This window comes from Aeoliella fuhlenseeensis (assembly GCF_052161615.1).
In the GTDB taxonomy this organism is placed as follows: Bacteria; Planctomycetota; Planctomycetia; order Pirellulales; family Lacipirellulaceae; genus Aeoliella.
In genome coordinates this window covers 1,907,032-1,932,653 of record NZ_CP197417.1, presented here as the reverse complement: position 1 = coordinate 1,932,653, position 25,622 = coordinate 1,907,032, and the positions used below count along the sequence as shown (strand labels likewise).

The 25,622-nt window shown below is 58.4% G+C and carries 17 protein-coding genes; 13 read left to right on the top strand and 4 right to left on the bottom strand.

What is annotated here, in order from left to right:
• The first annotated feature begins 6 nt into the window (after positions 1–6).
• From SH292x_RS07490 to SH292x_RS07465, 6 genes are all read left to right on the top strand, one after another.
• Complete coding sequence (locus tag SH292x_RS07490; RefSeq protein ID WP_442484973.1) at positions 7–417, top strand: hypothetical protein; 411 nt, start codon at positions 7–9, stop codon at positions 415–417.
• A gap of 17 nt (positions 418–434) precedes the next feature.
• On the top strand, positions 435–1,532 hold the full coding sequence (locus tag SH292x_RS07485; protein ID WP_442484972.1) for a DUF1559 family PulG-like putative transporter: 1,098 nt from the start codon (positions 435–437) through the stop codon (positions 1,530–1,532).
• A gap of 64 nt (positions 1,533–1,596) precedes the next feature.
• Positions 1,597–2,007 carry a hypothetical protein gene (locus tag SH292x_RS07480; protein ID WP_442484971.1) on the top strand — a complete coding sequence of 137 codons (411 nt, stop codon included), beginning with the start codon at positions 1,597–1,599 and terminating at the stop codon, positions 2,005–2,007.
• 68 nt (positions 2,008–2,075) lie between these two features.
• The gene (locus tag SH292x_RS07475; RefSeq protein WP_442484970.1) at positions 2,076–3,899 is read left to right on the top strand and encodes an endonuclease I family protein; all 1,824 of its coding nucleotides are present in this window, start codon (positions 2,076–2,078) and stop codon (positions 3,897–3,899) included.
• Between the two features lie 522 nt (positions 3,900–4,421).
• Positions 4,422–5,228 carry a hypothetical protein gene (locus SH292x_RS07470; protein ID WP_442484969.1) on the top strand — a complete coding sequence of 269 codons (807 nt, stop codon included), beginning with the start codon at positions 4,422–4,424 and terminating at the stop codon, positions 5,226–5,228.
• A 135-nt stretch (positions 5,229–5,363) separates the two neighbouring features.
• A complete protein-coding gene (locus SH292x_RS07465) occupies positions 5,364–6,755 on the top strand; it encodes a hypothetical protein (RefSeq protein WP_442484968.1) in 1,392 nt (463 codons plus the stop codon).
• Positions 6,756–7,629: 874 nt separating this feature from the next.
• On the opposite strand, the gene SH292x_RS07460 is transcribed toward SH292x_RS07465, so the two are convergent.
• Positions 7,630–8,343, bottom strand: a complete 714-nt coding sequence (locus tag SH292x_RS07460; protein WP_442484967.1) for a phosphonatase-like hydrolase — start codon at positions 8,341–8,343, stop codon at positions 7,630–7,632.
• A 324-nt stretch (positions 8,344–8,667) separates the two neighbouring features.
• On the opposite strand from SH292x_RS07460, the gene SH292x_RS07455 reads away from it, so the two are divergent.
• Together SH292x_RS07455 and SH292x_RS07450 are read left to right on the top strand one after the other, a co-directional pair.
• Positions 8,668–9,999: a DUF5690 family protein gene (locus tag SH292x_RS07455; RefSeq protein WP_442484966.1), complete on the top strand. Its 1,332-nt coding sequence runs from the start codon at positions 8,668–8,670 to the stop codon at positions 9,997–9,999.
• On the top strand, positions 9,996–11,129 hold the full coding sequence (locus tag SH292x_RS07450; protein ID WP_442484965.1) for a phosphonoacetaldehyde reductase: 1,134 nt from the start codon (positions 9,996–9,998) through the stop codon (positions 11,127–11,129). Before SH292x_RS07455 ends, SH292x_RS07450 begins: the two co-directional genes overlap by 4 nt.
• A 10-nt stretch (positions 11,130–11,139) precedes the next feature.
• On the opposite strand, the gene SH292x_RS07445 is transcribed toward SH292x_RS07450, so the two are convergent.
• The 3 genes from SH292x_RS07445 to SH292x_RS07435 form a co-directional block, all read right to left on the bottom strand.
• Positions 11,140–12,375 (bottom strand): substrate-binding domain-containing protein, encoded by a 1,236-nt coding sequence (locus SH292x_RS07445; RefSeq protein ID WP_442484964.1) that lies wholly within the window; start codon positions 12,373–12,375, stop codon positions 11,140–11,142.
• A 203-nt stretch (positions 12,376–12,578) separates the two neighbouring features.
• Complete coding sequence (locus SH292x_RS07440; RefSeq protein ID WP_442484963.1) at positions 12,579–13,745, bottom strand: TIGR03364 family FAD-dependent oxidoreductase; 1,167 nt, start codon at positions 13,743–13,745, stop codon at positions 12,579–12,581.
• A 48-nt stretch (positions 13,746–13,793) separates the two neighbouring features.
• A complete protein-coding gene (locus SH292x_RS07435) occupies positions 13,794–14,375 on the bottom strand; it encodes a phosphonate degradation HD-domain oxygenase (RefSeq protein ID WP_442484962.1) in 582 nt (193 codons plus the stop codon).
• Positions 14,376–14,781: 406 nt separating this feature from the next.
• Here SH292x_RS07435 and SH292x_RS07430 point away from each other — a divergent pair, with 406 nt between their 5' ends.
• The 5 genes from SH292x_RS07430 (at position 14,782) to SH292x_RS07410 (ending at position 25,292) form a co-directional block, all read left to right on the top strand.
• Positions 14,782–16,431 carry a PEP-CTERM sorting domain-containing protein gene (locus SH292x_RS07430; RefSeq protein WP_442484961.1) on the top strand — a complete coding sequence of 550 codons (1,650 nt, stop codon included), beginning with the start codon at positions 14,782–14,784 and terminating at the stop codon, positions 16,429–16,431.
• Between the two features lie 206 nt (positions 16,432–16,637).
• Entirely contained in the window at positions 16,638–20,999 is a 4,362-nt protein-coding gene (locus SH292x_RS07425; RefSeq protein ID WP_442484960.1) for a hypothetical protein, read from the top strand.
• 78 nt (positions 21,000–21,077) lie between these two features.
• Positions 21,078–22,193, top strand: coding sequence for a DUF1559 family PulG-like putative transporter (locus SH292x_RS07420; RefSeq protein ID WP_442484959.1), 1,116 nt, complete (start codon positions 21,078–21,080; stop codon positions 22,191–22,193).
• Positions 22,194–22,224: 31 nt separating this feature from the next.
• Positions 22,225–23,463, top strand: coding sequence for an alkaline phosphatase family protein (locus SH292x_RS07415; protein ID WP_442484958.1), 1,239 nt, complete (start codon positions 22,225–22,227; stop codon positions 23,461–23,463).
• The gene (locus SH292x_RS07410; RefSeq protein WP_442484957.1) at positions 23,460–25,292 is read left to right on the top strand and encodes a LamG-like jellyroll fold domain-containing protein; all 1,833 of its coding nucleotides are present in this window, start codon (positions 23,460–23,462) and stop codon (positions 25,290–25,292) included. Before SH292x_RS07415 ends, SH292x_RS07410 begins: the two co-directional genes overlap by 4 nt.
• Positions 25,293–25,622 lie beyond the last annotated feature (330 nt).

The following is a 25,622-nucleotide window of genomic DNA, read 5'->3' as shown; positions in this document are numbered from 1 at the left end:
CCCACCATGTTCCATCGTTCTTCAAGGCTGCTGTTCCTGCTGTTGTTCGTTGCAGGATGCGAGACGGGACCAGAGTTGGGGACTGTCACGGGGCAGTTACTCATTCAAGGCCAGCCCGGCAATAAAGTTCGGATTGAGTTCCTCCCCGACGTGGGAACCTCCGGGCCGAGTTCTGTGGCCGAAACGGATTCCGACGGTAGGTTCTCGCTCCAACTTATGGATCGCACCGACACGCCATCGGAGGGTGCCATAGTCGGACAGCACCGAGTCGTCCTCTCCGATCTCCAGCTTGCAGAATCGGCCACCGGCAGGGGTATCCCCATTCGCTTTGGCGTGCAGTACACGATGCCTAGCGAGACGCCCTTGCGACAAACGGTAGTCGCAGGACCGCAGCAGATCACGATTGAGATTCCTTAAGAGATTGGACAGGCATAGTGAAGTCTACTATCAACCACTGCTTGCATCAGTCGAGGCGGCGCACGGCTTTCACCTTGGTGGAACTGCTAGTGGTGATCGCCATCATCGGCATCCTGGTGGCGCTCCTGTTGCCGGCGGTTCAGTCGGCACGCGAGGCTGCGCGGCGCGTTGCGTGTGTGAATAGTATCAAGCAGATTGGCATCGCGCTTCATAACTTTGAGGGCACGAATGGTAGGCTGCCTCCAGGGCTGACGCAGTTCGCGAATCCGCGTTCGGGCACCAGCGTCCACGCTTTCCTGCTGCCTTACCTCGAACAGGGCAACATCGCCGACCAATGGCAATGGGATAGTTCCGATCTCAGCCAATCGAATGCGCAGGTGCTGAAGAATACCCAAGGAGGACAGCAGGCGTTATCGGCCACCGTGTTGCCCGTTTTTCTCTGCCCCAGCGATCAGTTTGCCGAGAACCCGTTTCAAACCACCTCCACCTACGTGGACGCCCCGCAGCGCGGCGTGTGGTACGCGGCGACAAGCTACGCGGCCAACTCGGGGACAACGGGATTCTGGCCACAGTACAACTACCTCTACGACGGCATGTTCAGCATCGTTGGAGCGAGCAGTCGTCTGCCTCTCGTTCAGAACGCCAAAGGGGGCGAGAAGAATCGCTTGGTTGGCTACCGCTTCTCACAGATTGCCGACGGGCTAAGTAATACCATCGCGTTTGGCGAAAAGTACCACGTTGATCCCGTGCACGAGCGCCTTTGGGGAAGTGGTTGCCAGGACAAGCTCCGCGAACCACTTCACAAGTGGTCCGGATGGGCGTGTTCTGGTGGATGGGACTGCACCGGCCACATTATGGGGGCCATGTACTACACCAGCGTATCAGGTGGCCTGCCGGTTCCTCCCATTAACCATCGGATGCGAAACAACGCCGCCTGCGACTACACCGAGCACGACAACCGCGTGCAGGCATGGGGGATCGCCCACCCTGGCGGTGCTAACTTCTTATTCGGCGACGGGGTCGTGCAATTTCTAAACGACTCGGTGGATAGAAATGTTTTTCGCGCGGCCGCACTGCGCAGGGAAGGCGAGGTGGTCAATGCTGACCTCTTCTAAGTCGTGGACTAGAGAACTTCGCAACTTCCCAAGGTTCGTCCGACGCGAATCCATTCTGCTGATAATGTCATCTTTGGTTGCGAGCGGTTGCTCCACCCCGACGCCCGAAGTGGGAATCGTTACCGGGAAAGTAAAGCTCGATGGCAAGCCGCTCTCCGAAGTGAGCGTGTTATTCACTCCTGAAGCGCAGTCAACGGAGCTGAATCCCGCTTCGGGAGCCATCACCGACACGACCGGTAGGTTCGAACTTCAATATTCGATGCCGAACAGCCGCGACCTGTCTGCGCCACACACAGGTGCTGGGGCAGTTCTCGGTTGGCATCGCGTTATTGTGTCCGACTACAAGATGATGTCCGAGCTATTGCCCGGCCCAGGGCGTGTCCCGTTGCGATACGCCGACCCGGCGTCCTCCCCTTTGCGATTCGAGGTAGTCGCAGGCGCCCAAGTGATCGATATCGAGCTCCGCGCCCCTTAGTGCGCAACCTTCCTCACACGGTTCACCACTACGCCAACGCGGCGTTGCGGTGCTTTGTCCTTAGCAAGATGGATTCTGTTTTGAAACAGGCATGTACTTTCCTCGCGGTCTGGCTATTCGCGGCTACCGTTGCCGCCCAGTCGACTTCCTACAGTCCCCCGGCGAGCTACTACAACTTGGCCACGGGTTCGGGCGCGACGCTCAAGTCGCAACTGACCTCGGCGATGTCGGCTGGCCACGTACAACGCAATTACGGCGATCTACGGTACTCCGCTGCGATCACCGACCGTGATCCAAACAACTCGAACAACATACTGCTTGTTTATAATCGCGCATCGGTCCCCGCGACCTGGGACAACGGATCGACCTGGAATCGCGAGCATCTTTGGCCGCAATCCCTGCAACCGGGCGAGGCCAGCAACAGCACCAAAGGCGCCTTGGCGGATCCTCATGCGCTTCGGCCAGCCGATCCCGGCATCAACAGCTCGCGAGGCAACAAACCGTTTGGTAGCGATGCGACAACAGGCGCTCATCGAAGCCTGGGTACGTACTACTTTCCAGGAGATGCCGATAAGGGAGACATCGCCCGGAGCATGTTCTACATGGACACACGCTGGGCCTCGTCGGGATTGTCGCTAACCGACAACGTGCCGTCGAGCAATCAGATGGGCGACCTCTCTTCCCTGCTGGCCTGGCACTATTTGGACCCGCCCGACGAGTTCGAGCGACGTCGCAATCACGCGATCTATAGCCAAAGTCTCAATCCGACTTACTACACCAACAACCGCAACGCCTACATCGATCATCCGGAGTTCGTCTGGAGCATCTACGTCGATCAAGCGAACGACAGCCGTATCACGCTTGGCGGAGCGACGGCAAATTCCGATGGAAGTTCCATCCTCAACATGAACTTCGGCCGCGCGTACGTCGGCCAATCGGTCGTGACGAGTTCGACCGTGACGCTGAACAAGGCAGGGCTGGATGGTACCTACTACGAAGTAACGACTTCCGGCATTGCAACCGGTTCGGTCACCGGAGGGCACAATGCTTTTCGAATGGGGCAAACCGACTCACGCACGTTGCAGGTCGGACTGAACACGACCACAGCGACCGCTGGCTTGAAGCAAGGGCAAATCGTCATCGACAACTTGGACATAACCACGCAGGGCGGGGTCGGGCGCGGAGCCAATGATGCCAATGACACCATCCAGCTGAGCCTCGAAGTGGTGAATCATCCGGTTGCCTCGCTCTCTGCAAATGCCGAGCTGCGAAACTGGACATTCGACCTGGGCGAAATCACTCAGGGCTCCGGACTCGTCGACGCCTTCGATGGAGTGATCGCTAACTTGGCCCAATCTTTTGGCGGTACGTTCTTCGCCGCCGATCTGGATCTAGATGCAGTCACTCTAACCGGTGGCACGGGGGGTATCTCCGTGGACCTCCTACCATTTCCAGGTCTGGCCCAGGGCGAGCAGATGACCTTCAGCGCCTTCGTCGACACGGCTACCCCTGGCACCAAGTCGGCTGAGTTCTCACTCCTGCTATCCGGAGAGAACCTGCCTGGAGCACAATCGCAGGTTTTGTCGCTGTCGTTCCTCGTCGATGTACTCGCTGGCGGACTTGCGGGTGACTTCAACAGCGATGGCCTCGTGAACTTGGCCGACTACAGCGTATGGCGCGACAACCTAGGATCGACGGCGGACCTCCATGGAAACGGAGTCAATGATGGAATCGTCAATTCACTCGACTACGACCTGTGGAAGGCCAATTTTGGAAACATGGTGAGCGGTCCTTCGGTCGGAGGAAACGTAACGGTACCCGAACCGAGTAGTTGCTTAGTTCTCGTGCTCGTAATGCTTGCAGTTAGTCCAGCTGCATGGAGGCAAAATTAGCGCTACCTTTGCCTACGCCATTCGAACGCCAACTAGAATTCACACCACACACCTGCCAGTTCCGCCCCATCCCCATTCCTTCCCGCTACTTCATGTGCCTCTCAAGTGACGGGCCTTCCATTCCTTAGGCAACCTTCCTGCTGCTAAGGACCCTACCGGCCATCACCGTTGCCAAGAAGTTGTGGCCTACGGTCCACCTACATTTTTGTTGTGAAGCGACTGCCAACCGTTGGAGTCGTCACTTCCACTGTTTTTCAAGGGAGAGTACTCGTGAAAGTCTTTAACCCATTCCGTCTCCGAGCAGGCTTTGCTTGCCTCATGGCCTTAGCCGCGGTGGCATGGAGTCCCGCCGCCCAGTCTGCGGTAACCTTGACTGGAACCAGTTACACGGAAACCTTTGACTCACTGCCAACCAGCGGGGGGAACACCAACCCTTGGACGAATGATTCGACACTTCCTGGTTGGTCGCTCTTCACCAAGAATCTAAGCCCATTTCCAAGAATTCATGCAGGTACAGGTTCGTTGAATACGGGCGACTTCTATAGTTTCGGGCTGAGTGACGACACAGACCGGGCCCTCGGTGGCGTCGCATCAGGGAATGCCATCTTTGGCTCACCCGCGACGGGAACGCTTGCTGGATACTTTGCAGCGCAGTTTACAAACGGATCTACATCCACGTTCGACTCGTTCACAGTCTCCTTTGATGCCGAACAGTGGCGCAACGGCGGAAACACCACCGCCCAAACCATGGTGTTCGAATATGGATTTGGAAGCAGTTTCGATTCTGTCTCTGGTTGGACAGCCCCAGGTGGCACGTTTGATTTTACTTCGCCGATCGTTTCAGCTTCCGCTAGTGCATTGGATGGAAATGCCGCGGAGAATCGCGCCGCAGGGCTTGGTGGCATGATCGCCGGACTTGCATGGCTGCCCGGTGAGTCACTATGGGTTCGTTGGATTGAGATTAACGACGTTGGCAACGACCACGGCATGGGAATTGACAACTTTACCATCAGCACCACGCAAGAAGGCGGCGGTGGAGGTAACAACCCAGCCGGCGACTTCAATAACGACGGTGTTGTAAACCTAGCCGACTACACGATGTGGCGCGACAACCTTGGCGGTGAGCCCGGTGTCCTGCTCAATGACACCTTCGGTGGCGTCATTGGCGATGGCCAGTATCAGTTGTGGAAAGACAACTATGGTACAGGCACCCCCACTCTCGCGGCGGGTAGCGCGCAATCTGTTCCGGAGCCAGCCGCGCTCACAGCGGTCGTCATGAGCGTGATCGCGGGGCTCGCCCTTAACTCGCGTCGCCTATGCAAGCGGTAAACCTTTACCGCCTTGGTGTGTCTACGAGCTCTTGCCGAGCTCGGTCGCCCAAGACGTAGACCGTTGCCAGCTTCCGTTGGCAATCACACTGACTTCACACCCTTTGTTCGTCTATTCAATTGAAAGGTGAGACTAATGAACCTGCAATCTGTGATGACTAGCTCCAAGCGGAGCGGCCGAGCTAAGTGCTCGTTCCGCGTCGGAGCGTGTTTTCTGGCGACGTGCGTCGCTGCACTATCGGCGACAGAATCGCTCGCGGCGATTATCCTCAGCAATCCCATCACCAACACGAATCCCAGTGCGTCGAACCCTTTCAACGCAGGGCAAACAGTTCATCCAAACGTAACCTCCACTGGTATTGGTAGAGGTGCTGGAATCAATGCCAACGCGGGTGGCGATCGATACAACGCCACCGCCTGGAACTTGGCCGCATTCGACGCGAGCGATTACTTCACTTTCTCCATCACCCCGAACTCAGGGTTCGAGATCGACTTTACGAACTTTGTCTACGTCGGCCAACGCTCCAGCACGGGTCCGAGCTCGTTTTCGTTTCGGTCAAGTGTAGACGGTTTCGCCAGCAGCATCGGCTCGGCAACCGCAACTGGCACTACCATTAGCCTTGCAGCTGCGGCTTACCAGAATATTTCCTCGCCAATCGAGTTTCGCTTTTACGGCTGGGGTGGAACCAGTGCCTCGGGCACCTTTAGCATCAACGACTTCACCTTCAATGGCGAAGTGAACTCGCTGGCTAGTCCCGACATCGATACTGCGCAACCCACGGTCAGCTTTCTTCCCAGCGTCGTAGGAGCAGTGCTCTCCGAAGTCGTAACGCTGAATGAAGTGGGCGGTGCCGCGGCCAACTACACTTCGACCATTACCGGCGACGCCATCGTTCAATCAGGTGCCAGCGGCTCCATCGGAGCGAATGGCTCGGGGGCAATCAATGTCGGGCTGAATACCAGCTCAGCAGCCTCGAAGGCTGGTACCGTCGTGGTGAATGACGGCAATCCCGACGTCGATCAGATTGCAGTGAGCGGATCCGTGTTCGATCCGAGCACTGCATTGTTTGCATCAAATGGTGCCAACAACTTGACAATTGACTTTGTCGCTCAGCCAATCGGCTCGGGCGTGTTATCCCTGGGCGAAGCGATCTACAACGCCTTGCAAACTCTCGACTACACCGCTGAGCTGGACTTCGACTCCATCAATGGCATCGGCGATACGGACGTGCTCTCCACAGACTTGGTCGCTGGAGCTTTCACCAATCTCAATGCAGGGATTGGCAACGGCGAAGGTTTCCAGGTGCTGTTCGACACCAACAACGCTTACGGTTCCTACAGTGCTACTTACACCTTGGGTCTGTCGGACTCGGACAATTACTTGGGAGCCGGAGCGGCTGGCTCGCAAGTGTTGACGCTCACTGTCACTGGTTCCTTGGTACCCGAACCAAGTTCCTTTGCCGTGCTTGGTCTCGGCATAGCAGCGATGGGTTGCCTACGGCTCCGACTACAAAAGGACCGAGGCTAACCAGTTGGCCCTACAAAAGACCAGTACCCGCGACATCAACATCCCTCCTGAATGTACTCGCCACCGCTCGCACGCGGCGCGGTCCATGTGACTACCACACCGGGTTCGATGTCAGATGCGGTACTGCTACCAGTGAGAGAGGCTGCGGAGCCAGGCAGCGGCGTCCGCAGTCTCTCAAGCTGGTTACTGGTCAAGGTAGCCCGACTACTTCACGTGCAGGCGAAACCCCCAATGACTCCTCGTAGGTTAGTCTTACTCAATCCGCTTCCAGTCCTACCTATCTTCCATCGCCAAGTGCACATTCCCATTAGAGATGCTCTGTTTCGCCTGTCCCGCGGCGTCGATAAGCTTGAGGAAAGTCGGAACGACAGCAAGCGCAGGACTAACGGAGTTATCGTCCGCCCACCGGCAAAAGTCGCTTCAACGAGAACGCCTAGGTGCCATTTCGTCCAAATGATAGAACAGGAGTGCCTCGACCACTGTCTCGTAGGTGGGAGAGTAGCTTTAAGTATCTAGAATGCCCGTTCGTCTGATCGGTGTCGGCCACACCAAGGGCTGGAGACCAGCGACATCACCACGCGGTAACCACTATCGCGTAATGCCGGCGCTGTAGAACCCTATTCCCACTTCACGAGATTGAAGCATCACTGCGGCGTAAGGGCGGAGATGTGATCTAAGTACGTTTCTAGGGGATTGTTTAGTGGCCGACTTCTCTTGACGCAGTCACCACAGAGCAGGTGGCAAGCGTTCGCACCGGTGCGTAGAGAGCAATGCCTGTTGTCGGGGTCGTGTCTATGGCCTTGGCCTTGGCCTTCCGGCGTTCATGACTCCCAAACAGACCTTGGCAGCAAGTAAGAAATCACCTGCGTCCACTTCACACGGTCGTAGGTTCGCGAGAGGCCAATTGGGTCCCTTGTGAAGTGAGGGCATCGATCAATTCTGGCAATGCGTGCAGAACTGCGGTTGGTTGCGCTTCTCGAAGTTGCGATTCTGATTGCGCACCCGTAGTGATACCAAACGTCATCGCGCACCCGGCATTCTTCCCTTCTTCTATATCAATCTGGGAATCTCCCACCTTCACAACCGCGAGGGAAGAACTGCAACCCACTAACGCGATGGCGCGATGAATCATGTCTGGATGAGGACGATTGTTCGCAACATCACTTGCTGTGACGAGTCCGTCGATCTCGCGACCGACGACCCATCCAAGTTTGTCGATTAGCGATTCGGCGGTAGTTCTGTCGTAGCCGGTATTTAGGACGGACTTGATGCCCTTGCTTCGTAACTGCCGGAAAACCAACGATGCGTCTGGCTGCTCACGGACATCTAGCTGCTGGTAGGCAGTTGTTAGCCGCCGTTTGAAATCTTCGAAAATAGAGGCCGCCTCTTCCTCTGAGTGAACTTCGCCGTCTAATGCCAAGACATCACGAATGGCCTGCAATTTCTCCTTGCCAGCCGCGACTGCCTGGACTTGCTCTTGCGAGAACTCATAGCCAGCTGCGTTTACAGATTCACGTACTGTTTTGTAGACGACGTTACCCTCGTCAACTGTCGTGCCGGCCATATCGAAAACCACCAGCTCAATCATTTCTCAACTCCATAGACCAGGCGAACGCCCAGCAGCACATATCAAAGATCCCAGTTGATGGGCGACCATTGGGTTACCAGGGGACAGCATAGCTACTGCCTGGACCGCTGGTAACCATGCAGGGCGCAGAATGACACTGTTCTTAACCAAGTTTTAACCATGCAGCTGCCGACCAGGGCGCTGGTCCTAATGCGTGGATGTCTCAGTAAACTTGGTTTATGTTCATGTGAGGGAGCGTCTTTCTATAGATTTGCCTCGGAACTTCACAAGGGCTTAACATCCACAACGCATGCTATTCCCCTTTCTAGTTCGGGAAGAATCTGCATGCCCCCTACCGCTAGCAAGATATCTCCTCGGCCGACTTCAGCGGCCGATCGCCAAGGCTCAGCGGGTTTCGCCGCCTACTGCATCGCCGCGGCGTTCGTCACCTACTTCTGCATGTACGCTTTCCGCAAGCCCTTCAGTGCGGGAGTGTACGAAGAAGTGACCCTCATGGGCATTGGCTACAAGACCGTGCTGGTTATGTCGCAGGTCGCGGGGTACACGATTTCGAAGTTCATCGGAATCAAGGTGATCAGCGAAATGCCCCCCGCGCGGCGAGCTGTCTCCATCATGGGACTGATCCTGGTGGCACACGCGGCGCTCTTGCTCTTCGCGATCGTACCACCGCCCTATAACTGGCCCTTCCTGTTCCTCAATGGCTTGCCGCTGGGGATGATCTTCGGACTCGTGCTTTCGTTCCTCGAAGGGCGACGCATGACCGAAGCATTGACCGCGGGTTTGTGTGCGAGTTTCATACTAGCTTCGGGTGTGGTGAAATCGGTGGGGCGATCGCTGGTGGTCGATGGCGGAGTCTCGGAGTACTGGATGCCGTTCGTCACGGGGCTGTTGTTCCTGCCACCCGTGTTGATCGGGGCGTGGCTGTTGGGTCGTATTCCGCCACCCGATGCCGCGGACATCGCCATGCGATCCCCCCGTTCGCCGATGACTCGTGACGACCGCTGGCGGTTTTTCCAGCGTCACGCTTTCGGGCTCAGTGGCCTGGTAGTGATTTACGTTCTGTTGACGATCATTCGCACGCTTCGAGACGACTTTGGCGTCGAAATTTGGCGCGAGCTCGATCCCAACGGACAACCTTCCATCTTCTTTTGGACCGAAGCGGTGGTGGTGCTGGGGGTGCTGCTGGTGAATGGGAGTGCGATTTTCATTCGCGATAATCGCAAGGCGTTCCTCGGATCATTCGCCCTGCTTGCCGGCGGATTCGTGCTGGTGCTCGCGGTACTGTCCGCGTTCGCCGCCGATGCCATCTCGCCGTTCGCGTTCATGATCGGCATCGGCATCGGGACCTACGTGCCGTACGTAGCGTTTCACACTACCGTTTTCGAACGAATGATCGCCCTGTTCCGCGAGCGAGCCAACATTGGTTACCTAATGTACCTTGCGGACGCCACGGGCTATCTCGCAGCGGTCCTAGTGCTAGTGTCGAAAGACTGGCTGGTTCGCAAAGGGAGCTACCTTGAGCTGCTCAAGGGAGGAAGCTTCTGGCTGAGCGTGGCGTCGCTGGTCATTACGCTCGCGTTGTTCGCGTACTACACTCGACTCCATCGCATTGCGAACCTTCCCGCAAGCGAACTCGTGGTTGTGGAGACAGCGTGACGCAAGAACGATTAGACCAACTGGAAGACGTGGCGAAGCTCCTGGCCGAGTGGCAACCTCGCAAGCTGCTGATCGTTGCCGATCGCGGTGCGTACCAGCATTCGGGAGCGGCGGAGCGATTGGCGTCGCTGGCGAAGGAGCATGATGCGACGCACTTCTTCGAGTTTCAACCGAATCCGCAAGTCGCCGACGCCGAGCAATGCAGTGAGCGGATGGGCGATGTCGACGATATCACCGTGCTAGTGGTTGGCGGAGGATCCGCGATCGACATCGCGAAGCTCGCCTGCCACCTGCACGCACAAGGAGGAGTGAAAGACCGGTGGTGGTCGCGAACGACGGACCTCGCACCTCGGCGAGCGAGACTCGTCGCCGTCCCCACCACCGCCGGCACGGGGAGCGAGGCGACGCACTTCGCGGTGGTGTATGCCAATGGCGAGAAACACTCGGTAGCTCATCCATCGCTGCTTCCCGACGCCGTGGTGCTGGATGCTTCGCTTACGGCGAGCTTGCCACCGGCGATAACCGCGGCATCGGGCCTGGACGCGATAACGCAAGCCATCGAGTCTCTTTGGGCCAAGCAAGCAACAGAGGAGTCTCTTAGCTACGCACGTCAGGCACTCGCACTTGGGCTCGCGAACCTCGAACGGACAGTGAATGCACCCGAGTTAACGCATCGCCAAGCAATGCTCGAAGCCGCTCACCTCTCGGGTAAAGCGATCAACATCTCGCGAACAACCGCCGGTCATGCGCTGTCTTATCGCTTGACCAGCAAGTACGGCGTGCCTCACGGCTTCGCGGTCGCGATCTGTTTGCTCGGTCTCCTTCGCGACATGGAGAATCGCTACGAGCAAATCGTCGACAGGAATGACCAACTCGCCATGGCACTCGCAGGGATTGCTAGAGAGTTTGGCTGTGAGTGGTCGACTTCGCATAGATTGGCGACGGTAACCGCGCGGTGGGAGGAACTACTCCAGCAAGTCGGATGTCCGACGACCTTGGCAGCGTGTGGCGCTGTTAGCGAAGGAGATCGCGTGGCACTGGCTCATGCGGTGAATGCCGAGCGACTCGGCAATCATCCCACGCCGTTGACGACCGCAGAGCTTGAGGGCGTTCTGAGCACTATTCGCTGAGCACGTCCTGTTAAGTGGGCGGATTGCTGGAGAGACGCGACACGCGAATCGCAGTACGCCGTCGAAAGTCGGTTGGCGTCGACTTGAACTCGCGGCGGAACGCACGGGTGAGCAATTCGGCTCGTTCGAAGCCACAGGCGGTCGCGATCTGAGCGATGGATAGCTCGGTGTCGCAGAGCATCTCGACGGCCTTCTGGACCCGGACGCGCCGAATCTCGTCGCGCGGCGTACGACCCAGGTGGTGACGAAACCCTATCTCCAGCGCCCGGCGACTAAGAGGAATCGCAGCGAGAATATCACCGATTCGCAAATGAGACGCAAAGTTCAGCTGGATGTACCGGATGGCTTCGGCGATGAGGTCGTCTTCCACCGCGATCTTGTCGGTGGACTGGCGAGCGATGATACGCCCGGGTGGCAATCGCAAGTCGCGAACGTCGTCGCGACCCGCCATCAGACGATCGAGCATCTCGGCGGCGCGATAACCAACGTGCTGCGGCGCGTGATCGATACCCGAGAGCGGTGGCGAGGAAACCCGACTGCAAAGCTCGTCGTGCTCGCCGCCAAGGACCGCGATGTCGTCGGGAACGGAGATGTTGGCGAGGGCACAGGTTTCGGTAACGAGTCGACCTTGCAACGAGTCGAACGTGAGGAGCGCCGTCGGCCGGGGCAATTGTTGCACCCACTCCGACAATGCATCGAGTTGCGATTGCCCATCCAGCAAATGAATGGATTCGTCAGGGGCAAACTGTGGGCAAGGGTAGCCGAGTTGTTCGATGTGCTCGACGAACGCGCTACCGAGTCGATCGTAGTAGCTGGGACGAAGCGTCGATCGGCAGTAAGCGAACTGGCGATAGCCATTGTCGAGAAAGTACTGCACGGCAAGCGCCGCGGTTTGCATTTCGTCGCAGGTGCAAGTGCGAATCAGGTTCTCGCCATAACGAAACCACGAGACGTTCACAGCCGGAATGTGCCTGGCTATGAGCTGTTCGGCAAGCGCCGAATGGGTGATGCGGGCGATCACTCCATCGCCATTCCAAGCATCGGGCAGCAGCAAGCGATCGTACTTACCTCGCGGCTCGAACGTGAAGAGCCATCGCTTGCCACGCGTTTTGGCGTAGTTAGCCACTCCTTCGATCAGCCCCGAGCCCCAGCTGGTGGCTGTATCAATCAGTAGCGCGATACGTTTTAAATGTGCGGCATCGGGCCGAAGGGGACTGGGCGAAGAATTGGCGAATGGCGAGGTCATGGTCACTCGATCGAACTACCACACCGTTTGAGTCAGTGCGCAGAACGGACTGCTACTTTCGCAGGCAATCGAAGTAGCACCCTTGGAAAGAGAGACTATTGAGTATCGACGTTTATGTTAAGAACGTGGGAACTTTGCTCGAACTCGCTAATATTGTTCTTGGAATTATCCAGGTCGCGACGAAAGGCACCTATTACCGAGGGCTACTTGTGCAGCGATGCGGCTGGAGTCGCCGCGGCATGCGCATCGCCCTGCGAGATCCGCTGCTCGGCAAGCCCAAAGGACATAGTCATGCCGCATCCGCCGGTGGCAATGACTACCGTGACACCGGGCTCGGGGTGATGAACGAACTGCAACTCGCCATTCGGGCGAACCACGTAAATCCCATGCCAGCGGGCGGAGAGATTCCAGTCGGGCAGTACCAAGAATCGTTGCAGCTCGCGGATCATCAACTGCTGGATCTCTTCGCTATCGAAGGGCGTGATGTCGGCACCGTACTCGTGGGAATCGCCAAGAACCACTTCCCCCAGGCCATTTTGAGCGGCCATGACGTGGATGCCATACCGGTCGAGTTCGGGATACTCCGCGGAGATGCGGCCTTGAACGTCGCCCAGCGAGGGGCAATGCGCGAACGACTTGTAGTGGCGCAGAGTCAGCCCCCCTGCCACGTGAGGTCCAAGCTTCCAACCGCCTGGCTGCGGAACGGTCCGCATCATTTGCAACTTGCACCTGGCGATTGCTTGTTCGCGGAACGCTTCGGGATAGAGCAGCGCGAAGTCAGCGCCCGAAGCCACAGTCACTCGATCGAACTCCCAAGTCCGTCCATCGCTCGCCTCGACGCGCGGGTAATCCACAGCGACGATCGGCGTGCCGTACTGGAGCTTTACGTTGTAGCGATCGGCGAGCCACTGGGGCATATGGCGAACCACTTGCCGAGGGTCGACACCCACTTCAGTCTCGCTAAACATCGCGCCTACTAGGCTCTCGCTTCGCACGCCAAGGCACGCTTCGGCTGCTTTCTGTGGCGTCAGCGTTCGACACTGGTAGCCGTGACCATCTGCCACGTCGACGAACTCGCTGAGTACCCGCAGTTCATCTTCGTGCTGGGCGACGAAAACGGATCCGCGAGCGGAGTACCACAGCCCCGCGTCTTCAAGAAACTCCAGCCACAGGGAACGGCTGAGCATTGCCGATTCCAGAAGGTGAGGTGGCTGACCGATGGGCCAGACCATGCCGAAGTTGCGAATCGAGGCTCCTTCGGCGTGCGTGTGGCGTTCGAAGAGCGTCACGTCGTTGCCGCGGGCGGCCTCGCGCCACGCCGCGGCGAGTCCTGCAATTCCGCCGCCAATCACTCCAACTTTCTCACGCATCGCATCGATCTCCGGCTTGTTGCTTACCTCTTCTCCAAAACTGTATCACTAGTTGCTTGCTAGTGCCACGCGGTCGACAACCTGCAGATAGTGCTCCAAAGGTGGAGTCTCGAGGTTCTCGATCTTGGCGAGATCGTCCCAGCGACGAACCCGAATTGCGTCCTCAAAGTACTCACCACGCCGGAACTCTTCGCACTCTTCATCAGTGAATGGTCCTCCTTGCAGCTCAAGGCTAAGCTGGGACGGCTCGCTCAGGGTTGCCCAGTAGCCGGGCTCTGCGGCGCTCAAGTAGCGTTTCGAGTCGACATGCAGCCGAACCGTTTCAAGGACGATTGCCGGGAAACGACGCGCGAGCCATTCGGCCGCGAGCACTTCATGCAGGTCGTCGATACCTTGCTCGGGTGCATCGCTGGGGAGGTGATGGAGCAAGTGGCCAATGTCATGCAGCAGCGCGGCGGTGACAAGTTCGTCGCTCGCACCCTCGCGTTCGGCAAGGAACGCAGCTTGGAGGGCGTGCTCGATCTGCGTGACTTGCTCGTGCCCATACTGCGAATCACCACCTTGCTCGAACATCTTGCGAACCTCGTCCGTGGTTCTCTTAAACGTGGCTGTCGTATCGGTGCTCGCCATTTGATGCTCCCCTCTTATGGGTTGTTGTGGATCCGTGGCCACCGCTAACAAAGTCTAACAACGTACTGCTGGCATCCCAGGGGGACGTGTTGCGCAGAGAACTTGACGCCCTGCGCAGCGCCCCGCGACAGCGTCTGGCGAAGAGCCCATCGAAACCCCGCCCCGATTGTGAAGGAAGTGTGCAGATTGCGCAGAGAGTCAAGAACCGCAAAGGACTACACGGCCTTTTTCTGGATTGCAGCAAAAGTTAGTCGAGCGGTCATCCAATCTTCACACTCCGCGCTCAAGATTCGCCCGGCTTCACGGTTGTGCCGTTGCGAAACAACGAGCAACCGAGAAGTGGACGGGCAATGGGTCAACTTGGTGTCGGCAACAAACTGAAACCACTAACTGGAGGGGTGTACTGATGAGATGGCAACGTTGGAAACTAGCGGCACTTGTTGCTGCAAGCGTGGTACCTGGTGCGGTGACGAACGGGCAGACCGTGCTCTTTTCCGAAAACTTCGACAGCCTGCTGCCGTCGCTACAAAGTAGCGTGAACGAGCGCGTGGGAACTGCGATCCTCACTGTCGTGGCTACTACGCCCGACACCACCGCGATTCCGGGCGTGTGGGGTGCAACCACGCCGGGCTGGACCACGGACAATACACTCAGCACGTACGATGGCAGCCCCACCGTTACGCCAGGCGTTCCGGGAACGGGTCTTCCGGCGATCGGTGTCGACGAGTGGGAAGGCTGGCGCTTTGCCAACAAGAACTTCTGGAGCGAGGCAGCCGGCAATCAGGACCGTGGCCTCTTCGGACAAACCTCGGGTGCTTCGGGCACGGTTGCAATTGCCGACGCCGACGAGTACTTCGATCTGGATAGCCAGAACGACGCCACCAATGGTGGCTACTTCAGCAGCGCACTCAATAGCCCCACCTTCGCTGTCGAAGCTGGCGGATTTTACGGGCTAGGTTTCGATTCGAGCTGGCGCCCAGAAGCGTTCGACGACGCAGCGCTGGGCGACACGGTCGTTAATCTTAATAATCAAGCGGTCGAAATCATTGCAACGTTCAACAATGGTTCGACGCAGGTGGTGAAGTGGAATTCCGATGCGAGCGACGTGCTCAACTTCAAAGACGATGCCCCCGATCAGCACTTTGCCTCGGATGGTTCGCAGATATTCTTCGAAGCACCCGCTGGTGCGACCGAGGCGACGCTTTCCTTCCGTCTGGCGAACGCCGCCAACGACTGGTGGTGGGCCGTCGATAATATTGAAGTGGTCGATCTAATTGGTGTGGCGGGCACCGTGTTGTTCGAAGACTTTGAAGACACCGTACTTGGCGACAGCGTCAACGAACGTCTCGGCGCCGGAGCCAAGGTGACTAGTGCCCCCGGAAGTGCAACGACGATTCTTGGTACTGACTATCCGACCGAGTCGTACGCCGAGGCCTTCACGCATGCAGCTCCCTCAGGGTGGGATCGCAACACGACCATCGACGCGGGCAACGAGGGCGATAACAACATTGGCGTGTTCGAATGGGAAGGTTGGAGCTTCGCCACGCCCGAGTTCTGGACGTTCGCTGATAAGCAGGGCCGCGAGGGCTTCACCAACGGTACGGGTGTCGTGGCCATTGCCGATGGCGATGAGTGGACCGACCTCGGGAGCCCCACCGGCACCATGCTGACGATGCTCGAAACTCCTGAAATCGATCTCACGGGTGTCGACTCCGGCACGCAACTCGTACTGTCATTCGACTCGGGCTACCGTGCCGAAGATGGGCAATCGATTGCGGTGCTGGCTTACTTCGATGGTGACACCGCAAATCCACTCGAGCTTCTGGCTCGCGATGGTACCAGCGGTGACGCGCTCAACGAAGCGGTGAGCCTAGTGTTCGATCCAGCCGGTGCCAGCAGTGTTCGCTTCGCCTTTGAGTACGAAGGTGGCAACAACTGGTGGTGGGCAATCGACAACATCGAGCTCTCCACTTCCGTGGTGCCCGAGCCCTCGACTGTGGCACTGCTAGTACTCGGTGGGGCGATGATGATCGGCGTCCGCCGGAAGCTTGGTTGATTTCTTCTTGGCAGTTCCTCCACGCCTTCCTTGTCGAGCATCGGCAAGGAAGGCTCGGGAGGATGCCAATCTGCTGTACCGCGTGTGTTGCTCGCTGCTACTCCTCTGTTGGAACTGACGTTTTGCTTCTTGGAGTCTGGTCGGATATGCGAAATCACTTTCTATCTTCCGTTGTGACTACTTGGCTCGGGCTTGCCTGCCTTTGGATGTCGGCTACGCCTTGCCAGGCCGTGGATCTGCTGTTCGAAGATTTCGAGGGCGTGACGCTCATGCCTGTCGTGACGTTCGAATCGGAGCTTCGCGAGCGCGAAGCTTGGCAGACTGTCGGCCCGCAGGGTCCGACCGGGTGGACCGAAGTCAACCTGACGACCTCGGTTGGTGACACGGAGAACGGCGTGCTGGAGTTCGAAGGCTGGCGGTTCGTCGACAAAGCCTGGTGGATTGCGACCGCGGGCAATCAAGGCCGCTCCGACTTTCTTAACGGCACTGGAATTATCGCGGTCGCCGATCCCGACGAATGGGATGACTTCGGCAATCCCGACGGAAGCTCCGAGACCGACTTGCTCCCCGAGAATGGTGTATTCGACTCGACACTCAAGACTCCCTCGATCAACATCGCGGGCCTTGGTAACCAAGTGAAGCTGGCCTTCAGTTCGTCGTGGGTACCCGAAGATCTACAAACGGCGACGATTCGAGCTGTGTTCAACACGGGCGCCCCGCTGGACCTTGATGTGTGGACCTCGCAAAGCACCGACCCCAACTTCAAAGACACGGCCACCAACGAGCGTGTGGTCTACGACCTAACCGGCGTGCCAGCTGGTGCTACCAGCGTGCAGTTTGAGTTTCGCATGCAAGGAAACAACGACTGGTGGTGGGCGGTGGACGACGTGCAGGTGTTTACCGGCAACGATCCCGGACCCGATGGCGTGCTGCGAGCGATCATAGATCGCGGCACGGGCGAAGTGACCATCGTCAATCAAACGGGGGCTACCGTGGATCTCCGCGGTTACTCGATCCGCTCGACCGCCGGCGCATTCGACGAAGCAGCGGCCGACTTTTTGTCCGAGTCCAATAGCAATTGGGTGCAGGCCACGCAGGTTGGCGGTGTCGCCAACGACCTAAGCGAACTACACCTCAGCAGCCACGCCTTCGCGGCCAATGGCTCGATTGAGTTTGGTGCCGACGTGTGGCAAGGCTATTACGTTGAGAATGGCGATATCCGCTTCAACTACCTAGTCGAAGGAAGCGACGATCAACTCGTCGGTATTGTGGAGTTCGTTGGCGGGAGTGGCCAACCTTACGAAGTGCTCGATCTGAATTTCGACGGCTCGGTCGACATTCTCGATTGGGAGGAATTTCGCGCTGGGTACGCGACACCTCTCGCAGGGCTTACGCAGGCCACTCGTTACTCTCTCGGCGATCTCGACTTCGACGGTCGGCATTCGTTGGCGGACTACACGGAGTTCCAACGCCTGTTCGAGCAACAATTCGGTGCGGGGGCGTTTAGTGCGATGCTGAGTGGTAACACCGTGCCGGAACCGAGTGGGATTCTGCTCGCGGCTGGAGCAGCCGTGCTCTTACTTGGTCGTCGTGTGCGAGTGCGGGCAGGCTGGTTGGTGCGACTCGCCTCTCTAATGCTGGTATTCAGCGCGGCGGGAACTTCCAACGCACAGCTCACTCTGTTGTTCGAAGACTTCGAAGACGTGCCGCTGGGACCCTCTGTCGAAGAGCAAGTCGCCGGCTCCAACGTGTGGAGCGAAGCCCCGCCCGTCTCGGTCGTACCGACCACCGGTGGTGGCACCGCGTCCTGGACCATCGATGACTCGGGTGTTCCCATTTCGGGAGCTCCCGATCCTGTCACCGGCAGCCCGGCCTTCGACGGCGTCACCGAATGGGCTGGCTGGGCCACCGCGGATCGCGATTGGTGGGTCGACACGGCCGGCGATCAGGGACGCAGCGAGTTCACGCGCGGCTCGGGCAACGTCTTCATCGCCGATCCCGACGAGTGGGAAGACGGCCCCACCAGTCCAGGCGCGAATCCTCCGTTCAACTATTACGACGCCCGTGCGAAGACGCCGGTCATCAACATTCCCGCTGGTATTCCCGCTGGGCGCATCAAACTGTCGTTCGATTCGAGCTGGCGCCCCGAAGGTTTCGACGATTTGGCCGGCAGTAACAACAATCAATCGGCTTTCGTGCGGGCGATTTACAACGGAGGCGCTCCGCAGAACGTACTTCGCTGGGACTCGGACGACGAAGGTGATTTCTACAAGCCCGACGCTACGAACGAACGAGTCTCGATCGATCTCAACTACAATGGCACGGCCACAACGCTGCAGCTCGAGTTCGCGCTTGAACAAGCGTGGAACGACTGGTGGTGGGCCATCGACAACGTGCTGGTGTCGGTAGCCGCCGAACCTCTCGCGCTGCGTATCAACACCGCCAACGGCCGCGCCTACCTCGCCGGCAACGACGTGATACCAAGCAGCATCACGGGTTTCGACGTGTTCAGTGCTAGCGGTCAACTGGTGGTGAACCCAAGTGGCGGGCTCTCGGCAACAGCAACCGAAGCCGTGGATGGCCCCATCGACCCCGACGCGATCGCGGGCAACGGGCCGGGTGAGCAATGGGAGATGCTCGGCTCGAGCACCAATCAGTTTGCCGAGGCGTTTCTGTTCGGCAGCTCGGTGTTCGATAACTCGCGAAGCGAGTCGCTGGGCCAGTTGCGATCGGGTTTGCCCGCCGATCCCGCCGCGGCCGCGGCCGGCAGCGACTTGGTGTTTACCTATTCGCTTAGCTCAGGCGATATCGTCGAGGGAACCATCGAGTACTTCTACGAAGAGGTAATGGGCCTGCCAGGCGACTTCAATCTCGACGGCAAAGTGAATCTGGCCGACTACACCGTGTGGCGTGACAATCTGGGTGCCGCGAACGACGGGGGACTCAATGGCAATGGCAACAACCTCGGCACCGTGGACGGCGCAGACTACGCTTTGTGGAAGCAGAACTTTGGTACAACTTCCGGATCGCTCGCCGCAAGCTCGGCCGGTCAACAAGTCCCTGAGCCCGCCGGTGCGTTGCTCGTCACTTTGGCCTTGTTTGGCGGCGTCTGGCAACGCTTTGGCCAACGCTTGCGAGGTAAGTGGTTGATGCCGCTCGTTGCTACATGTGCATTTGGCATTTCGGCAACAACGATCGCACTACCCCCAGCACCCTACCTGGACCGCAACTATCGCTTCGGCGACGCCGACTTGAGTGCGACCGCGGGTTCGATGATCTCCCAGCAGGACTCACAGGGCAACTACGTCACCTACGACAGCGCGGGTGCACTGGGGCAGCAGCAGCTCATCGATCTAGTGGCTGTTAGCCCCACTTCGCGGCGAGCTACCTACGTGAGCACCGCCGATCGACCGGATGGAAACGGACAGATCGGCTTGCAACTGAACTCGGCGACCGTCGACCGACAGTACCTGCGGACTGGCTTCGGCGAGGCGTTGAACTTCCCCGAGCAGTCGCCATCGAGCGCCGCGTCGCTCATCACTCCGGGTGGCTCGCTCAACTACTTCCGCATCAACGATCGTGGGTTTGAACTGTGGGCCAAGCCGACCGCCATTACCGGTCAGCACGCCATCGTGATGGACAGCCAGCAGCATGGTGTGATGATCAACAGCCAAGGGAAGTTCTCGATGCGGTACGCTAGTCGCTACGAGGTCGAGACTACGCAGCTTCCCGGCCCCGATGGTCAACTCGGCACGCCCGACGACGTGCTCCAAGCCGGCGACCCTGTACTCACGCCGGCCGACTACGCGACCGATGTCGCCGCGGTCGCCAACCAGTGGTACCACTTGTCGGTCGTACGGCCGATGGGTCCGAGTCAGGGATCGATCTTCTACATCAACGGCGTGGCCGAGGCCATCGCTTTTGGCGAATACGCCGTCGAAACCATCGTTAACATCGGCGAAGGGGAAGTATTTACGAACATCGACTCGCTCGACATTAGCCCGCTCACCGTGGGGCGTGCAACAAGTCCCACGTCTTTCGACGTGCCGCTGGCCGAGGCGCACTTTTTCCGCGGTGTGGTAGACGATCTCAAGATGTTCGTCGTCGGTCTGAACGACAACGACAATCTTCCCGGTGGTGGCAACGATGTTCTCAATGACTGGGGCGAGTATATCTTCGAGCGTGACAATGGCTACGCCCAGGCTTTCGCGCCACTGGTAGATGGCGACCTCAACGGCGACATGAACATCACGCTCGCCGATGCAGGACTTTTCGCCCAGCACTGGCTTGACGAAAAGCGAATGTCTGCCGTGAATCCGTTCACCGACGAAGAGTTCAGTCGACTGGTCGGCGATCTCGATACCCGTGCGTGGGGCGACTTCGACTACAACGGCATCGTCGATCTGGAAGATTGGGCGATTCTCAACAACGCTAACCCGATGGTGGGAGCGGCGGCACTGCGATTGATCGCCGGTGCCACCGTGCCCGAGCCTTCGTCGGGACTGATCGTAAGCTTGGCTGCCGCCGTGCTGCTGACGTTACCAGTAGTCAGAAGCCGCCGAGGCTAAGTAGAAAATACGTCCCGCGCAAGGGGGGCGAGTGGGCTGTTACGGAAGAACCATTGTAAGTGAGGAGACGCGGGTAATATGAAGACTCTATTGGATGGACGTGCCGCTCGTTCGCGCGGTTTTACCCTGGTGGAACTGTTGGTAGTGATCGCCATCATCGGCATCCTAGTCGCGCTACTTCTGCCCGCCGTTCAAGCGGCTCGAGAAGCAGCGCGACGATCGCAGTGCAGCAACAACCTCAAGCAGATTGGCCTGGCGTGCCTCAATTACGAGTCCTCGCAGGGCACACTGCCGCCGGGCGCGTATCTCGGTGAAGGAAGCGCGTGGTCGGCGTTCATCCTACCCTACTTGGAGCAAGGTAGCATCTTCTCGCACCTCACCATCGGTGAGGATCGAGGGGGAAACTATCAATGGGGCTACAACGGCGGAGAGTATGCGGACGCAGCGGCTCTTGGTGATCAGTTTCGCAACATTCAGCTCGTCGAGACGGTGATGCCCGTGTACCGCTGCCCTTCGATGTCCCTTCCCGAGCACATGTACGATCAATCCGCTGATGGTTACATCGTGATGCGTCGCGTGCCGGGTTCTTACATTGGAGTTGGCAGTGGCTTAGCGAAACTTCAGTACCCGACGTTTTGGTTGCGAGTTGGTCGACAAGATGGGGCTCCGCCACTGTGGGAGGGGGCGGACGGCGTGCTCGTCGGCGTCCACCATCAGGAGGATCGCAACAAAGGGAGAATCGCCCTGCGTCGTATCACTGACGGAACTTCGAACACCCTAATGGTCGGCGAAGCGGTTTCCGACCACGAGACTATTGAAGCCGAAGGCCGTCAAACCGAGGATCGCCGCGGCAATCGCAAGGACCATTGGTACGGCGGCAGTGACGACATCGACACCGCGATCTCGGGCGATAGTAGCTTTAGCGATCCCTCGGAGTTCCTTGGTTCCACGGCTGTCGGTATCAACTTGCAGACCACACCCGCCGAAAACCAGCGCGTCTGTCGTTCCGCTGAGTCGCCCGCCTGTCAGGCGTTGCAATTGAGCTTCGGTAGCACTCACTCGGGAATCGTCCAAATGGTGTACGTCGACGGGCATGTCGAGCAAGTCGAAGAGAGCATCGACCCCAAGGTATGGAGCGACCAAGGTTCCCGCGCCAGCCAAGTCTATACCACCGGCGGTGCCGACTATCGTTAAGTTTACCTTCGTGTTGACACTGTATCCGACTATGCTTCGACTCATTGCGTTTGGCTTTCTGCTGTTCGTTGTACTGAACCAGTGTGCGGAGGCGGATAATCGTGTGCTTGTCATCGGCATTGATGGCGCCGGTGGCCAGTACATGAACCTCGACGAACTGCCGCACTTGGCCGCTCTTGCAGCCAACGGCGCGGCAAGGCTCGACTTTCAAAACGAAGGTGCCCTCACACCGAATCCCCCTAGCGGGTACGGCGCGAGCGGCGTGAACTGGTCGACCATCCTCACTGGCGTCGGCGCGGCGACGCACGGCGTTAGCGATAACACTTTTGCCAGCAGCCAGTTCACCACTTGGCCATCGATGTTTCGCTACGTTCGCCAAGCAATGCCGACGGCCTCCACGGCTTCCATTTCGCACTGGAGTCCGATCAATACCTCCATCATCTCGAGCACCGATCTCGACCTGGAGATCTCAGGCGTGTCTGATCAGGCCGTGCGTGACCACGCGGTTGATCTGCTCGCGACAGGTGATCCAACCGCCATGTTTCTGCATTTCGACGATGTCGACCACGCGGGCCACACCAGTGGCTGGCAGAGTGCGGCTTACAATACAGCACTCGCCAATGTCGACCTGAAGATTGGCGACATTGTCGCCGCGATGAATGCTCGCCCCGGCGCCATCAATGGCACCGAGAACTGGCTCGTATTGGTAACTTCGGACCACGGTGGTGAAGGAACAAGCCACTTCGCCGCGCAAGGGCCGATAAATTGGGACGTACCACTGATCGTCAGCGGAACTTCCGTTGAAGATGGCAGCGCGATGCAGCGCGGGACACTTCGCGATGTCGTTCCAACGGCGCTTTGGCACCTGGGCATCGATCCCTTTGAACTCAACCTGCAAGGGACCGTTCGAGGCCTCGATGTCCCTTCGCCCACGGGCGTCGCTGGGGACATTAATCTCGATGGCATGGTCTTCGGCAATGGCAGCGGACTTGCCAGCGAAGACGATGTCACTGCCTTCGTCACCCACTGGTTGGCCGAGGGTGGCGGATCGATTGCCGATCGTTATCAGCGCGGCGATATCAATCTCGATGGCGTTACGAATCTGGACGACTGGGCGCTGCTTCATCGCACGAATCCATCGCTCGCGAACGCGATCGCTCGTAGCCTTGCAGGGCATCCTGTTCCCGAGCCAGCAAGTATTGTCACCGCGTGCGTAGCCTTATTGTTCACGTTTCACCTACGACTTCTACAAAGCAAGCCGAACTTATGATACGCCTCCTTCTTGCCACATTGATGCTCTCGTGTGCCTTTGTCTTTTCTTCGTGGGCAGTCGCTCACGAAGGCCCCGATCCGGTGGCCCACTGGGTGTTCAAACGCAGCACCATACGTGGCAGCGAGTGCCGGGCCGTGCTTGGTCCCGACCTCACGCTAAGCCATTCTCCCCGCATCGTGAGCGACCGCTTCGGTAGCGCAATCGACCTAACGCACAGCGAAGGCGTGGTCGCCACTTCAAGCGATTTAGGCAAGGACTCTGATCTACCAACCGAGGCGATCACCATCTCAGCGTGGCTTGCAATCGACGAAGCCGAAGAGCGTGGTGGAATCGTCGGCGCGTGCGGCGATAAGGCAGAGTTCAGTTGGCTTGTGGGTTACGACTCCACGCATCTCACCTTCGAGCTGCGCATTCCGTCGGGAGCAGTACTGCTGCGTAGTAACTCCAAGTACGAGAAGGGCCAGTGGATTCACGTGGTCGCGGTGTACGATGGCTCCACGGCCGAGTTGTACGTCAATGGCGAGTTGGAGGCAGAGAAAGCTGGTTTGGAAGGACAAATTGAGTACTCAGACAACAACCAATACGTGGTAGGAGGGATCCCCGGAGCGTCATCGAACGCATTGCGAGGCAAACTGCGTGAGGTGAGCGTCTACGACATGGCGGCAAAGGCCGCGTGGGTTACGCACGCCTTCTCACATTTGGCGCGTCTCACCGAACTGCAACCCGGTGCCCGCAACGATCAACTGTCGATGGTCGTCTCGCCGTATCTTCAGAACGGGACACAGGACGGAATGACGGTGATGTGGCAAACATCCATTCCCGCTAGCTCGACGGTACATTACGGACCCACAGCAGAATGCTCCCAGACTGTCGGCGCTGACGAGGTCTCCGAGATTCATGAGGTCCGCATCACAGGTCTCGAACCCGAGACACAGTATTTCTACCGCGTTGAAAGCACGGACGACTCGGGCCAGCAGATCACGAGCGACGTCTCGACGTTCTCAACCGCCGTGCTACCCGGTACCCCGTTTGCCTACGTGGTGATCAGCGACACGCAGGGTAGTCCGGTGGTCGCAAGTCAATTATCGAAGCACGCCTGGGCACAGCGGCCAAGTTTTCTCCTGCACCCTGGTGACTTGGTCGACACTGGGGTTAACGACGCCCATTGGACCCAGCACTTCTTCCCCGGCATGCAGGAGCTGATCTCGCGCGTGCCCATGTACCCCGTGCTTGGGAACCACGAGCAGAATGCGAGTAACTACTTCGAGTACATGTCGCTTCCAAAACCCGAATACTACTACGACTTCCGCTACGGCGACGCCCACTTCTTTATGGTCGATTCGAACCGCAACGTCGGCCCCGACTCAGAGCAGTACCAGTGGCTAGACGAGCAACTCGCGAAGTCTGACGCGAAGTGGAAGTTCGCTTGCCATCACCATCCCCCTTACTCGTCCGATGAGGATGATTACGGCGATCTGTGGAAGGTGAACGAGAGCACGCGGGGCGACGTCCGTGTGCGTCAACTCGTAAAGCTCTACGAGAAGCACGGAGTCGACATCGTGTGGACTGGCCATATTCACTCGTACGAGCGGACGTGGCCCGTGAAGGATGGCAAAGCCGCGAACGACAACGCGCCAATGTACATGATCGTCGGGGGCGGAGGTGGCAACCTGGAGACCCCCGCTCCGTCGCGGCCTTACTTCCAAAACCAAGTCCGCCGAGGTCATCACTACGTCATGGTCCACGTGAACGGAAACACGTTGGAGTTGCGCAGCTATGACCTAGACGACCGCATGTTCGACACCGTACGGCTGGCAAAGCCATAACCTGACCCCGCGGTTTAGAGCCCTTCTACTTGCAGTCATAGGGTCCGAAGCCATCGATCTTTTGCTTCGTCTAGCAATGCCGTCGCACCATCTGCAAACAGCACGCAGTGGGGCCGTCAAAGGCCACGGCTTCTACAAGGTCACCCTTGATGGGCAGGCGAGCGATTGGGTGCGCGATCGAGTGATCCACGTCTCTCACATCGAAGAGCCACAGGGTATCACAGGGGGCCACCACCCAATGAGAATCGTCGGGGAGAGTATCCGGCGGGGAACGTCGATTGCTCGGGACAGCACACGAAGATCTTCTTGCGGAAAACCGGATGGACCTGC

What these genes read in the sequence shown, in the direction of transcription:
- SH292x_RS07490 (WP_442484973.1), top strand. Translation starts at nt 7, where the DNA reads ATGTTCCATCGTTCTTCAAGGCTGCTGTTCCTGCTGTTGTTCGTTGCA.
- SH292x_RS07480 (WP_442484971.1), top strand. Translation starts at nt 1,597, where the DNA reads ATGTCATCTTTGGTTGCGAGCGGTTGCTCCACCCCGACGCCCGAAGTG.
- SH292x_RS07475 (WP_442484970.1), top strand. Translation starts at nt 2,076, where the DNA reads ATGGATTCTGTTTTGAAACAGGCATGTACTTTCCTCGCGGTCTGGCTA.
- SH292x_RS07465 (WP_442484968.1), top strand. Translation starts at nt 5,364, where the DNA reads ATGAACCTGCAATCTGTGATGACTAGCTCCAAGCGGAGCGGCCGAGCT.
- SH292x_RS07460 (WP_442484967.1), bottom strand. Translation starts at nt 8,343, where the DNA reads ATGATTGAGCTGGTGGTTTTCGATATGGCCGGCACGACAGTTGACGAG.
- SH292x_RS07455 (WP_442484966.1), top strand. Translation starts at nt 8,668, where the DNA reads ATGCCCCCTACCGCTAGCAAGATATCTCCTCGGCCGACTTCAGCGGCC.
- SH292x_RS07445 (WP_442484964.1), bottom strand. Translation starts at nt 12,375, where the DNA reads ATGACCTCGCCATTCGCCAATTCTTCGCCCAGTCCCCTTCGGCCCGAT.
- SH292x_RS07440 (WP_442484963.1), bottom strand. Translation starts at nt 13,745, where the DNA reads ATGCGTGAGAAAGTTGGAGTGATTGGCGGCGGAATTGCAGGACTCGCC.
- SH292x_RS07435 (WP_442484962.1), bottom strand. Translation starts at nt 14,375, where the DNA reads ATGGCGAGCACCGATACGACAGCCACGTTTAAGAGAACCACGGACGAG.
- SH292x_RS07430 (WP_442484961.1), top strand. Translation starts at nt 14,782, where the DNA reads ATGAGATGGCAACGTTGGAAACTAGCGGCACTTGTTGCTGCAAGCGTG.
- SH292x_RS07425 (WP_442484960.1), top strand. Translation starts at nt 16,638, where the DNA reads ATGTCGGCTACGCCTTGCCAGGCCGTGGATCTGCTGTTCGAAGATTTC.
- SH292x_RS07420 (WP_442484959.1), top strand. Translation starts at nt 21,078, where the DNA reads ATGAAGACTCTATTGGATGGACGTGCCGCTCGTTCGCGCGGTTTTACC.
- SH292x_RS07415 (WP_442484958.1), top strand. Translation starts at nt 22,225, where the DNA reads ATGCTTCGACTCATTGCGTTTGGCTTTCTGCTGTTCGTTGTACTGAAC.
- SH292x_RS07410 (WP_442484957.1), top strand. Translation starts at nt 23,460, where the DNA reads ATGATACGCCTCCTTCTTGCCACATTGATGCTCTCGTGTGCCTTTGTC.